This window comes from Selenomonadales bacterium 4137-cl (assembly GCA_032334055.1).
Classification (GTDB): domain Bacteria; phylum Bacillota; class Negativicutes; order Sporomusales; family UBA7701; genus Anaeroselena; species Anaeroselena agilis.
In genome coordinates this window covers 1803310-1815390 of record JAUOZS010000001.1, presented here as the reverse complement: position 1 = coordinate 1815390, position 12081 = coordinate 1803310, and the positions used below count along the sequence as shown (strand labels likewise).

At 63.2% G+C, this 12081-nt stretch carries 13 protein-coding genes and 1 riboswitch; of the genes, 12 read left to right on the top strand and 1 reads right to left on the bottom strand.

Annotation, left to right across the window (positions count from 1 at the left end; translation table 11 throughout):
* The first annotated feature begins 3 nt into the window (after positions 1–3).
* From pknB to hslO, 9 genes are all read left to right on the top strand, one after another.
* Positions 4–1881 (top strand): Stk1 family PASTA domain-containing Ser/Thr kinase, encoded by a 1878-nt coding sequence (gene pknB, locus Q4T40_09625; GenBank protein MDT8901499.1) that lies wholly within the window; start codon positions 4–6, stop codon positions 1879–1881.
* A gap of 57 nt (positions 1882–1938) precedes the next feature.
* Complete coding sequence (gene rsgA, locus Q4T40_09620) at positions 1939–2814, top strand: ribosome small subunit-dependent GTPase A (protein ID MDT8901498.1); 876 nt, start codon at positions 1939–1941, stop codon at positions 2812–2814.
* Position 2815: 1 nt separating this feature from the next.
* On the top strand, positions 2816–3463 hold the full coding sequence (rpe, locus tag Q4T40_09615; GenBank protein ID MDT8901497.1) for a ribulose-phosphate 3-epimerase: 648 nt from the start codon (positions 2816–2818) through the stop codon (positions 3461–3463).
* 204 nt (positions 3464–3667) lie between these two features.
* Positions 3668–3779: riboswitch (FMN riboswitch) on the top strand.
* A gap of 149 nt (positions 3780–3928) precedes the next feature.
* The gene (ribD, locus tag Q4T40_09610) at positions 3929–5080 is read left to right on the top strand and encodes a bifunctional diaminohydroxyphosphoribosylaminopyrimidine deaminase/5-amino-6-(5-phosphoribosylamino)uracil reductase RibD (GenBank protein ID MDT8901496.1); all 1152 of its coding nucleotides are present in this window, start codon (positions 3929–3931) and stop codon (positions 5078–5080) included.
* Positions 5043–5702 (top strand): riboflavin synthase, encoded by a 660-nt coding sequence (locus tag Q4T40_09605; protein ID MDT8901495.1) that lies wholly within the window; start codon positions 5043–5045, stop codon positions 5700–5702. The genes ribD and Q4T40_09605 overlap by 38 nt, the downstream gene beginning before the upstream one ends.
* A 12-nt stretch (positions 5703–5714) precedes the next feature.
* Entirely contained in the window at positions 5715–6926 is a 1212-nt protein-coding gene (locus Q4T40_09600) for a bifunctional 3,4-dihydroxy-2-butanone-4-phosphate synthase/GTP cyclohydrolase II (protein MDT8901494.1), read from the top strand.
* A gap of 1 nt (position 6927) precedes the next feature.
* Complete coding sequence (gene ribE, locus Q4T40_09595; GenBank protein MDT8901493.1) at positions 6928–7392, top strand: 6,7-dimethyl-8-ribityllumazine synthase; 465 nt, start codon at positions 6928–6930, stop codon at positions 7390–7392.
* Between the two features lie 30 nt (positions 7393–7422).
* Positions 7423–7977, top strand: coding sequence for a phosphodiesterase (yfcE, locus tag Q4T40_09590; GenBank protein MDT8901492.1), 555 nt, complete (start codon positions 7423–7425; stop codon positions 7975–7977).
* Positions 7978–8030: 53 nt separating this feature from the next.
* Complete coding sequence (gene hslO / locus Q4T40_09585; protein ID MDT8901491.1) at positions 8031–8903, top strand: Hsp33 family molecular chaperone HslO; 873 nt, start codon at positions 8031–8033, stop codon at positions 8901–8903.
* A gap of 42 nt (positions 8904–8945) precedes the next feature.
* Here the strand turns inward: hslO and rpmB are convergent, their stop codons facing one another.
* Complete coding sequence (gene rpmB / locus Q4T40_09580) at positions 8946–9137, bottom strand: 50S ribosomal protein L28 (protein MDT8901490.1); 192 nt, start codon at positions 9135–9137, stop codon at positions 8946–8948.
* A 183-nt stretch (positions 9138–9320) separates the two neighbouring features.
* Here rpmB and Q4T40_09575 point away from each other — a divergent pair, with 183 nt between their 5' ends.
* From Q4T40_09575 to Q4T40_09565, 3 genes are all read left to right on the top strand, one after another.
* Positions 9321–9515, top strand: a complete 195-nt coding sequence (locus Q4T40_09575) for a DUF1858 domain-containing protein (GenBank protein ID MDT8901489.1) — start codon at positions 9321–9323, stop codon at positions 9513–9515.
* Between the two features lie 6 nt (positions 9516–9521).
* Complete coding sequence (recG, locus tag Q4T40_09570; protein MDT8901488.1) at positions 9522–11573, top strand: ATP-dependent DNA helicase RecG; 2052 nt, start codon at positions 9522–9524, stop codon at positions 11571–11573.
* Positions 11574–11846: 273 nt separating this feature from the next.
* Positions 11847–12053: a hypothetical protein gene (locus tag Q4T40_09565; protein MDT8901487.1), complete on the top strand. Its 207-nt coding sequence runs from the start codon at positions 11847–11849 to the stop codon at positions 12051–12053.
* Positions 12054–12081 lie beyond the last annotated feature (28 nt).

The following is a 12081-nucleotide window of genomic DNA, read 5'->3' as shown; positions in this document are numbered from 1 at the left end:
GGGGTGAGGGTCTTGATAAATCGGACACTTGATAATCGTTACACGATTTTGGAACGGGTAGGCGGCGGCGGTATGGCCGACGTTTTTCGCGCCCACGACAAGCTGCTCGACCGTTCGGTGGCGGTGAAGGTGCTAAGGGCTCAGTTCACCGACGACGAGGAGTTCGTCACCCGCTTTCGTCGCGAGGCCCAGGCGGCGGCAAGGCTTTCCCATCCCAATATCGTGAATATCTATGATGTCGGCCGTGACGAAGACAGCTATTATATCGTGATGGAGTATATATCGGGCGAGACGCTCAAGGACAGGATCGTGCGCGAGGGGCCGCTGCCGGTGGAGACCGCCGTCCGCGTGGCCCTGGAGATCGCCGAGGCGCTGGAGCACGCCCATCAGAACAATATCGTCCACTGCGACATTAAGCCTCACAATATCCTCATGACCCGGACGGGCCGGGTGAAGGTGACCGATTTCGGCATAGCCCGCGCCGTAACTTCGGCCACGATGACCCAGACGGGCACGATCATCGGTTCGGTGCATTATTTCTCGCCCGAGCAGGCCAAGGGTGCGCCGGTGAGCGCCAAGTCGGACATTTATTCGCTAGGTTCGGTGATGTACGAGATGCTGACCGGGGCGGTGCCGTTCACCGGCGAGACGCCGATCAGCATTGCGATCAAGCATCTGCAGGACGACCCGCAGCCGCTGCGGGAGATCAATCCGGCGGTGCCGCCAATCCTGGAGGCCCTGGTGTTGAAGGCGATGGCCAAGAATCCCGAGCAGCGGTTTACCGATGTGGGGGCGATGATCGCCGATTTGCGGTCGGCTCAGCATTACTTGCGGGATGATCATACCCGCCGTTTGGCTAAGGAGGATTTTCCCACCCAGGTGTTGCCGCGGGTGGATGTGCCGGAGCCGCCGGCCGAAGATGGCGGGGCAGAGGGGCCGCCGCCGGGCGGGAAAGGCAAGCGGGCCTGGCTGTGGGCGCTGGCCGGCCTGCTCGTGCTGGCGTTCGCCACTGGCGCCTTCCTGGCGTTCGGCAAGTTCTGGAGCACGAGCGAGGTTGTTGTGCCCGGCGTTGTCGGCAAGCAGGTCGACACGGCGCGCAATATTCTCCTGAGCAGTAATCTCCGCGTATCGGTCACCGACGCCTTCAACGAAAAGGTTGTGGCCGGTTACGTTATTTCGCAGAGCCCCGAGGCGGGGGCTACGGTGAAGGAACAGCGCACCGTCATGATCGTCGTCAGCAAGGGGCCGGAGATCACCGTCGTCCCCGATGTGCGCAGCATGAAACGACGCGACGCCGAGCTTACGATCAAGAACGCCGGCCTGACGCTCGGCCGTGTGGAGGAACAGTACGCGGCCGATACGCAGGCAGACACCGTCATCGCCCAGAATCCCCGGCCGCCTGCCCAGGTGGGCAAGGGGACGCCCATCGATCTTACGATCAGTAAGGGGGCCGGGCCGCGTAAGATCGTTCTGCCCGATTTCCGCGGTACGCCGCTCAGTACGGTGACGACCCAGATCGAGAGTCTGAAGCTCAAGGTCGGCTCGGTGTCGGAAGGCCCGAGCGACCGTTATCCGCCAGGCACGATCATCGGCCAGAACCCGTCGCCGGGTAGCGAGGTTCTTGAGGGGTCGTCGGTGGATCTGCAGGCGGCAAGGAGCGTTTCGGGGGCGGTCAAACGGGCGGTGGTGCAGGTTACCGTGCCTGAAGGCCCCATTCGCCAGGGTATCCAGATCGTGGTGACCGATAGCAACGGCCGCCGCGTGGTTTATGAAAATGTTCACCGGCCCGGCGACCGCATCGACAAAACGGTGGAAGGCGTCGGCCAGGTGAGGGTGCAGGTGTATATCAACGGGGTGCTGTTCCAGGAGCAGGTGCTGTAGTCCCGCCCGGAAAGCCCAACTGCATCGCTGTTCCTAATGTTAAGCGCTGGAGGTATTATGCTACTAGGTATAGTGGTAAAAGCCTATAGTAGCTATTACTACGTCCAAACAGGCGGCAAGGTGACGGCCTGTTCGCTGCGCGGGCGGTTCAAGAAGGAGCGCTTTTCCCTCCTGGTGGGCGATGAGGTCGCTTACAGTGCCGCCGGCCCGGACAAGGGGGTCATCGAGGAGATCATGCCGCGCCGCAGTCTACTCCGGCGGCCGATGGTGGCCAATGTCGATCAGGTGGTGCTGACCTTCGCCGCCGTCAATCCCGATATCGGCACGGCGCTGGTCGACAGGTTCCTGGTGCTGGCCGAGTGGTCGGGGCTGGAGGCCGTTCTGTGTGTCAACAAGACCGATATCGCCGACACGTCGGCGTTGGCGCCGCTGGCCGAGCTTTATCGCGCGGTCGGTTACCCTGTTTTCATGGTGTCGGCCAAGACCGGGAGCGGGATGGAGGAGCTGCGCGGCCGTCTGTACGACCGCATCACGGTGTTTGCCGGGCCTTCGGGGGCCGGCAAGTCGAGCCTGCTGAACGCTCTGCAGCCTGGGCTGTCGCTGGTGACCGGCGAGGTGAGCCGCAAGATCGGCCGCGGTAAGCATACGACCCGTTTTGCCGAGCTGCTGCCGCTGGCCGGAGGCGGCTTCGTGGTGGACACGCCCGGTTTCAGCCTGACGGAGTTCGCCACTATCGGCGAACCGGAGCTCCCGTATTACTTTCCGGATATCGCCGCTGCGGCGGCGGGCTGCAAGTTTTCCACCTGCCTGCATGTGAAGGAGCCCCAGTGCGCCGTCAAGCAGGCGGTGACCGAAGGCCGGATCGCCCGCAGCCGCTACGATTCTTACCTGGAGGTGCTGGAGGAGATCCGCGCCGCCAAGAAAGGCTTCTGAGATGATAAAAATCGCTCCTTCGATCCTGTCGGCCGACTTCGCCGACCTCGGCGGCGAGATCCGCCGCGTGGCGGCGGCTGGCGCCGACCTTATCCATGTCGATGTGATGGACGGCCATTTCGTGCCTAATCTGACCATCGGCCCGCCGGTGGTGGCGGCCATTCGCAAGACGACCGACCTGCCGTTCGATGTGCACCTTATGATTACCAATCCTGAGGAGATGGTGACGCCGTTCATCAAAGCGGGGGCGGATATCGTGACCGTTCATGCCGAGACGGCCCCGCATCTCCACAGGCTACTGGAGACCATCCGCGAGCAGGGAGCCAGGGCAGGGGTGTCGCTTAATCCGTCCACGCCGCTGTCGGCGGTGGAAGAGGTGCTGGATTACGTGGACATGGTGCTGCTGATGACGGTCAATCCCGGCTTCGGCGGCCAGAAGTTCATCCCGACGATGGTCGACAAGATCAGGCGGCTAAGGCGGATGGTGGAGGCGCGCAAGCTGGCGGTGGATATCGAGGTGGACGGCGGCATCATACCCGACAACGCCCGCCAGGTAACGGCGGCGGGGGCCAACATCCTCGTGGCCGGCTCGGCCGTTTACGGCGCGCCCGATATGGCGGCGGCCATCCGCGCTCTCCGGGGGTCTTGACCTGCCGGGAGGAAAGTGCTAGTATATTTATTGACAAATGCATACAATGCCTTTGGGGCAGGGTGAACGAGGCGTCCCTGGACGGCTGAAAGGCCGTTCAGAAGCCTTCAGATGCGAGGCGCGACGAGGACCGCAGCGGAGACGTACTGGTTTGTACGTCGGAGCGGAGGACCGCAGGAGCAACAAAGCAGATGGAGGCTTATCAACGGCCGTCTTGTAATTCCCGATCGGCGGTTTATAGCCCGCGAGCCGTATATACGGCAGACCCGGTGGAATTCCGGGGCCGACAGTATAGTCTGGATGGAAAAAGGCTGGTTGCGTAGGCCTGGGAGAGGCCTGCGTCCCCGTGTGTTTCCGTTGCCCGCAAAGGCTGTTGGGAAAGCGCTGCTTTCCGGACAGCCTGTTTATATTTTCCGGGTAAAATAGTAGCTGAGACGAACCGGGTATTAGAGGTGTTTGTTAAGAATGTACAAAGAACAGGATAAGGCTTTTATGCGTAAGGCCCTGGAGATCGCCCGGCGGGCGTGCGGCCGCACCAGCCCCAACCCGCTGGTGGGGGCGCTGGTCGTGAAAGACGGACAGGTGGTGGGCGAAGGCTGCCACTTGTGCGCGGGCACGCCGCACGCCGAGGTGCATGCGCTGGCGGCCGCAGGCGAGGCGGCCAGCGGGGCGACGGTGTACGTGACGCTGGAGCCGTGCTGCCATTTCGGCCGCACCGGCCCGTGCGCCGACGCGCTGATCGCCGCCGGGGTGAAGCGGGTGGTGGCGGCGATGACCGACCCCAACCCGAAGGTGTGCGGCCAGGGGCTCGACAGGCTGCGGGCCGCCGGCGTCGAGGTCGTCGAGGGAGTGCTGGCGGACGAGGCCGCCAGGCTTAATGAGGCGTTCATCAAGTGGGTGACGACCGGGATGCCGTTCGGAATAATGAAGACGGCGATGACGCTTGACGGCAAGATTGCCACCCGCAGCGGCCGGTCGAAGTGGATAACGGGGCCGGCGGCCCGGGAAAGGGTCCACCGGCTGCGCGACGAGTGCGACGCCATTCTTGTCGGCGTGGGCACGGTGCTGGCCGACGATCCCGAACTGACCGCCCGTCTGCCGGAGGGCGGCGGCAAGAATCCGCTCCGGGTGGTGGTGGACAGTATGGCGCGCACGCCGCCGACCGCCAAGGTGGCGGCCGACGGTCTGGCGCCCACGCTGATCGCGGTGACGGAGGCTGCGCCGGCCGACCGCGTGGCGGCGCTGAGGGCCGCCGGCGCGGAGGTGCTTGTTTTACCCTGGGGGGCGACGGGCGTCGATTTCAGGGCCCTGTGGCGCGTTCTCGGGGAGCGCAAGCTGACCAGTGTGTTGGTGGAAGGCGGGGCGGCGGTGAACGCGAGTGCTCTAGCCGCCAACGTCGTCGATAAGATTTACGCTTTCGTCGCGCCGAAGATTTTCGGCGGCGCGGAGGCGCCGGGGCCGGTGGGCGGCGCGGGCGCGGACGCGGTGGACGAAGCGGTGCTGCTGGAGGATATGAGCGCCGAGCCCGTGGCCGGCGATTTACTGATAACCGCCTATCCGGCGGCAAGGGAGGGACGCGATGTTTACCGGGCTTGTGGAAGAATTGGGCAGGGTTAAATCGATGACGCGCGGCGCCCGGTCGGTACGGCTGACGGTGGGCGCGAAAGCGATTATGGGCGACGTGAAGCTGGGCGACAGCATCGCCGTCAACGGGACTTGCCTGACGGTGGCGGACTATGGCGACAGCTGGTTCACGGCCGATGTGATGCCCGAGACGGTGGAGCGGACGGCGATGGCCGGGCTGAAAAACGGCGATGTCGTCAACCTGGAGCGCACGCTCAGGGTCGGAGACCGGTTGGGCGGCCATATCGTCAGCGGCCATATCGACGGCGTGGGTATCATCCGGTCGAAGGAGACGAACGATAACGCCGTTATCGTTCGCATAGAAGCGCCGGCTGCGGTGATGCGGTATATTGTTGCCAAGGGTTCGATCGCGATCGACGGCATCAGCCTTACGGTGGTAGCGGCCGGGCCGGACTGGTTCACCGTTTCCCTTATCCCCCATACGGCGTCGGTGACGACGCTGGGATTCAAAGGGGTTGGGGCGCCGGTTAATCTTGAGGCCGACGTCATCGGCAAGTATGTGGAGAAGCTGCTGGGACTGGCGCCGCCGCAGGATGCCGGCGGCCGGGTCGGTCTGAGCGCTGGTTTTTTAGCCGAACATGGTTTTACGTTTTAGGAGGGATTTGTCATGGGATTCAGTACTGTCGAAGAAGCGATCAAGGATATCAGGGACGGCAAGATGATTATCGTCGTCGACGACGAGGACCGCGAAAACGAGGGCGACCTGGTCGTCGCGGCCGAGAAGGTTACGCCGGAGGCGATCAATTTCATGGTCACCAACGCCCGCGGGCTGGTGTGCATGCCGGTGATCGGCAGCCGCCTGGACGAGCTTAACATCGGTTTGATGGTGACCGACAACACCGATACGATGTGCACGGCGTTCACGGTGTCGATCGACGCCGAGAGTGTGACAACCGGCATTTCGGCGCACGAGCGGGCCATGACGGTCAAGGCGGTGCTCGACCCGAGCAGTACGCCGGCCGATATCCGCCGTCCAGGGCACATCTTCCCCCTGCGTTACCGCGAGGGCGGGGTGCTGCGGCGGACTGGCCACACCGAGGCGTCGATCGACCTGGCCAAGCTGGCCGGACTGTATCCCGCCGCGGTGATCTGCGAGGTGATGAACGAGGACGGCACGATGGCCCGGGTGCCGCAGTTGCTGGAGTTCGCCGAGCGGCACAATATGAAGATGATCACCGTCGCCGACCTTATCCGCTACCGTAAGCATCACGAGCGGTTCGTAGTGCGCGTGGCCGAGACCAGGCTGCCGACCAAGTACGGCGAATTCAAGCTGGTGGCTTACGAGAGCGAGCTCGACAACCAGTGCCACGTGGCGCTGGTGAAGGGGGAGGTGGCCGGCATGCAGAATGTGCTGGTGCGGGTCCACTCCGAGTGCCTGACCGGCGACGTGCTCGGGTCGCTGCGCTGCGACTGCGGCGAGCAACTGGCGACGGCGCTTAAGCGGATCAACGACGCCGGGGCGGGCGTGTTGCTGTATATGCGCCAGGAAGGGCGCGGCATCGGTCTGGCGAATAAGATCCGCGCATACGCGCTGCAGGACCGGGGCAAGGATACGGTGGAGGCTAACGAGTTGCTGGGCTTCGCCCCCGATCTCAGGGATTACGGCATCGGCGCCCAGATTTTGTGCGATCTTGGGCTGACCAGCATCAATCTGCTGACCAATAACCCGCGCAAGCGCGTCGCCCTGGAGGGCTACGGGCTGACGATCACCGAGCGGGTGCCGCTGGAGATGAAGGCCAACCGGTTCAACCAGCGTTACCTGTCGGTGAAGAAATCGAAGCTGGGACATATACTCGAAAAGACGGAGGAGGCGCAATAAGATGGCGAAGATTTACGAAGGCGGCCTGGTGGCCGAGGGTCTGAAGTTCGGCGTGGTGGCCGCACGGTTCAACGAGTTCATCACCAATAAATTGGTGGGCGGGGCGATGGACGCCCTTACCCGGCACGGAGCGGCCGCGGACGATATCGAGGTGGCCTGGGTGCCGGGGGCGTTCGAAATCCCGCTGGTAGCCAAGAAGATGGCGGAGAGCAAGAAATACGACGCGGTTGTCTGCCTGGGCACGGTGATCCGCGGCAACACGCCTCATTTCGATTATGTATGCGCCGAGGTCTCGAAAGGGGTGGCCCACGTGGGTCTTACCAGCGGCGTGCCGACGATTTTCGGCGTGCTGACGACCGAGACGATCGAGCAGGCGGTGGAACGGGCCGGTACGAAGGCCGGGAATAAAGGGTTCGACGCGGCGGTGGCGGCAATCGAGATGGCTAATTTGCTCAAGGGATTGTAAATATTTCCAGGAAATGGATGATTGGTGCGGATGAAAATAGGTGTTGTCAGTGATACGCATGGCTGTGTTGAGACCTGGCGGGAAGTTTACCGCCGGTATTTCGCCGACTGCGATTTCATCCTTCATGCCGGGGACGTGCTTTATCACGGGCCGCGCAATCCCATCCCGGCCGAGTATAATCCCAAGGAGTTGGCGGAGGAGCTTAACGCCTGCCCAGTGCCGGTGATTATCGTCGCCGGCAACTGCGACGCCGAGGTGGACGCAATGGTGCTGGATATGCCGGTGCAGGCGCCGTACGCTTATGTGTTCGCGGACGGCCGCCGCATAATCGTCCATCACGGCCAGAGCCTCGACGAGGCGGGGCGGTGGGCGCTGGCCAAGCGGTTGGGGGCGGCGGTGCTGGTAACCGGTCACACCCATGTGCCTGAGCTGACGAAGCGCGACGGCGTCACGCTGCTCAACCCCGGCTCGCCGGCGATGTCGAAGCGGCTGGACGGGCATGGCACGGTGGCGCGGATAACGGCCGGGAAAATCGAGATAATAGATATCGTGACCGGCGAAGTGTTCGCCCACGAGGAACTATAGGCAGCCCGCAGCTTGCAGAAGCTGCATTTTCCGCTGATTGTTTGGAGGTATATATGCAGGATCATCTGGTTAAAGCCACTGTTCCGGGGGTGAGGGCGTTCGCCGCCGTGACCACGGAGCTCGTGGAGGAGGCGCGGCGCCGGCACGACTGTTTCCCGGTGGCGGCGGCAGCCCTGGGGCGGACGATGACGGCGGCGCTGCTGCTGTCCGCCAATCTGAAGACCGACGAATACGTGACCATCCGCCTCGCCGGCGACGGCCCGCTGGGCGGGGTGATCGCCGACGCCCACGCCCAGGGCACGGTGCGCGGCTATGTGCGCAATCCCCACGTGGACCTGCCGTTGGCTGGCGGCAAGCTGCCGGTCGGGCAGGCGGTGGGGAGGGGTCATATCCATGTGACGCGATTCACGGGCATGAAGCAGCCCTTCACCGGCACTGCGGAGCTGGTAAGCGGCGAGATCGGCGACGATGTGGCCAATTACCTGCTGGTGAGCGAACAGACGCCGTCGACGGTCGCTCTCGGGGTGCTTGTGAATACCGATTATTCGGTGGGCGCCGCCGGGGGGATCGTTGTTCAGGCGCTGCCGGGAGCGGAGGACACGGTGCTGGCGAAGGTGGAGGCCAACCTGGCCGCGTTGCCGCCCGTGTCCGAGCTGGTGCGCGGCGGGGCCGACGCGGCGTCGATGCTGCTGAAGGTTTTCACCGGCCTGGAGGCGACGGTGTTCGAGCAGGCGCGGCTGGCGTTCAACTGCCAGTGCTCTACCGAGCGGGTGGAGGCTATGCTGGTCAGCCTGGGACGGGATGAGTTAGCGGATATGGCCGCGGAAGGGAAGGCAGAGGTTCGCTGCCATTTCTGCGGCGAGAAGTATGATATTACCGGCGAACGGCTGCACGAGCTGCTGGCCGCGGTGCCAGACAAGCATTAAAAAATCCCCCGGCTTATGCCGGGGGATTTCCTCTGTGCAATATTACACCGCCCGCTGGATTTTACCGGAACGCAGGCAACGGGTGCAGACGTTGACTCTCTTTATTTCACCTTGGACGAGGGCTTTTACGCGTTGGATGTTGGGTTTCCAGGTGCGTTTGGTCTTGAGGTTCGAGTGGCTGACATTCATGCCGCTGCTCTCGCCTTTGCCACAGATTTCGCAAACGTTGGCCATTAATTCCACCTCCTTCGACGGGACGAGACATACATAAGACGATAACATCAGTATTTTAACACAGTTGCCGTTCGATATGCAAGGCCTGGAACAATAAAATCCCTCAAAGTGTCCGGGGGAGGATTTTTATCATAATGTATGGAAGTAGAACCGCAAAAAGTAGCGGGAGAGGAGGCGGCAAGCGTGATCACGAAGGAGACGCCGATCGGCGAGGTTTTGCGGCGCTGCCCCGCGGCGCGGGAAGTGTTCGCCCGCCACGGCCTGGGCTGTATCGGCTGCATGGGAGCGGCCAACGAGACGGTGGCCGGCGGCGCCCGCATGCATGAGGTGGATGTGGAGAAGCTGTTGGCGGAGCTTAATAAGGCCGCTCAGGAGTAGATTATATTGGCTATAGGACGAGATACGAACATAAAATTCATTAAGGGCGTGGGGCCTGCCAAGGCGGCGATGCTGGCCAAGCTGGGCATCTTCACGCTCGGCGACCTGCTGGAGCATTATCCGCGCCGCTATGAGGACCGCAGCCAGTTGAAGCCGATACGGGCTTTGGCCGACGGCGAGCTGCAGACTTTTCAGGCGATCGTGGGAGCGGTAACCGATTCGCGGCCGCGGCGGGGCCTGACGCTGACGAAGCTGACGGTGCGGGATGCGACCGGCACCGCGCAGATGGTGTGGTTCAACCAGCCGTATGTGAAGAAGTGGTTCAGGCCGGGGATGGAGCTGATAATTTCCGGCAAGGTGGAGCGGCGCTACGGACAGGTGCAGGTGTCCCACCCGGAGGTCGAGGTGGTCGACGGCGCGGACTTGCTCCATACGGGGCGGATCGTGCCGGTTTACCCGGCGAGCGAGAGCGTCGGCCAGCGCTGGCTTAGGACGCTGATCCGTCAGGCGCTGGACGCGGAGGGCGACCGGCCTGAGTTTCTGCCGCCGGAGGTGCTGGCGCAGCATAAGCTGATGGGCAGCCGGGCGGCGCTGGAGAATATCCATTTTCCGGCCGATGCGGCGGCGCTGGAGGCGGCCAGGCGGCGACTGGTGTTCGAGGAGTTGTATCTGCTGCAGTGCGGGCTGTTGTACCTTAAGAGCTTGAACAGGCAGGAGGGCGCGGGGATCAAGCACGGGCCTGACGACGCGTTGGTGAAGAAGGTGGAGGCGGCGCTGCCGTTCGCGCTGACGAAGGATCAGCGGACGGCGCTGGCTGAGATCAAGGCCGATATGGAGGACGCCCGGCCGATGCAGCGACTCGTGCAGGGGGATGTCGGCTCGGGCAAGACGGTGTTGGCGGCGATCGCGCTGGCCAAGACGGCGGCCGACGGCTACCAGGGGGCGATGATGGCGCCGACGGAGATTTTGGCCGAGCAGCACTGCCATACGCTCGCCCAGCTATTGGCGCCGCACGGTGTGAGGATCGCGGCGCTGACCGGCAGTCTGACGAAGCGGACGCGCGAGGAGGTGCTGAATCGCCTGCGCGACGGCCTGGTGGACGTGGTGGTCGGCACCCATGCGTTAATTCAGGAGGATGTTATTTTCCGGCACCTCGGGCTGGTGGTGACTGACGAGCAGCACCGCTTCGGGGTGCGGCAGCGGGCGCTGCTGCAGGCCAAGGGGCCGACGCCGGACGTGCTGGTGATGACGGCGACGCCCATCCCGCGGACAATGGCGCTGACGGTGTACGGAGACCTGGACGTGTCGGTGATCCGCGAGCTGCCGCCGGGCCGCAAGCCGGTGAAGACGTACGCGGTCGGCGGCGATATGCGCGCGCGGGTGTATAATTTTATTGTGAAGGAGGTTGCGGCCGGCCGCCAGGGGTATGTGGTCTGTCCGCTGGTGGAGGAGTCAGACAAGTTGGAGGTGCAGGCCGCAACCCAACTGTACGAGCAATTGAAGGGGACGTATTTCCGCGATATATCCTGCGCGCTGGTGCACGGCCGGATGAAAGCGACGGAGAAGGAAGCGGCGATGCGCGCTTTCTACGGCGGCGAGGTGAAGGTGCTGGTGGCGACGACGGTGATCGAGGTGGGGGTTAACGTGCCCAACGCCACCGTGATGGCGGTGGAGGGGGCGGACCGCTTCGGCCTGGCCCAGCTCCATCAGCTCAGGGGCCGTATCGGACGCGGCGAGCATCAGTCGTATTGCATTTTGCTGTCGGATAATCAGAGCCCGGAAACGCGGGAGCGGCTGGCGATAATGGCGCAAGTCCAGGACGGGTTTGTGCTGGCGGAGAAGGACTTGGAGCTTAGGGGGCCGGGACAGTTTTTCGGCACCCGCCAGCATGGCATGCCCGATTTGAAGATCGCCGATATCGTCAAGGACACGGGGGTGCTGCTGGAGGCGCGCCAGGCGGCGCAGCGGACGGTGGCGGCGCCTGGTTTGTTCGCGGCGGTGCGCCCGGTGTTGGGCAAACGATTCGGCGACCATTTCGGGATGATTTTTCAGGGGTAAAAAAAAGCGGCGGCTGGTGCCGCCAATTATGGGAGAGGAGAAAATTTTACGTTATCATTGTGCCCGCGATATGCGCCGCTTATACATAGCTGGGAAAATTTTTTTTTCGAGACTGGCGGCGGGGGTTATGGGGCCGTTTTCGTAGACTGGAATGAGATGAGAGCGGCTGAACGGCTATTTTACGGGCACCGGCGGCGATTCTCTTTATGTAGCGGGAATAATGACGGTTTGCTGGCGCACACTAAGGCTATATTGCGGCTGAGGTGGTGCGACATGGAGAAGAGGTTTACCGAGGAAGAGGTGCGGGGTATCGCCGGCGAATGCCGGGAGTTCGAGCATGTTATCAATGCGATGGGTTACGGGTATTCGATGCTCAACGTTTCGGAGGCGGGGTTCGCGCGCCGCTGCCCGGATTGTGTCCATTGGCTGGGCGGCTCGTGCCGCATTTTCCGCAGCGAGCTGGGACAGTGGCAGGGGTAGACGTATAGCAGCATGCAGCACCGCCGCG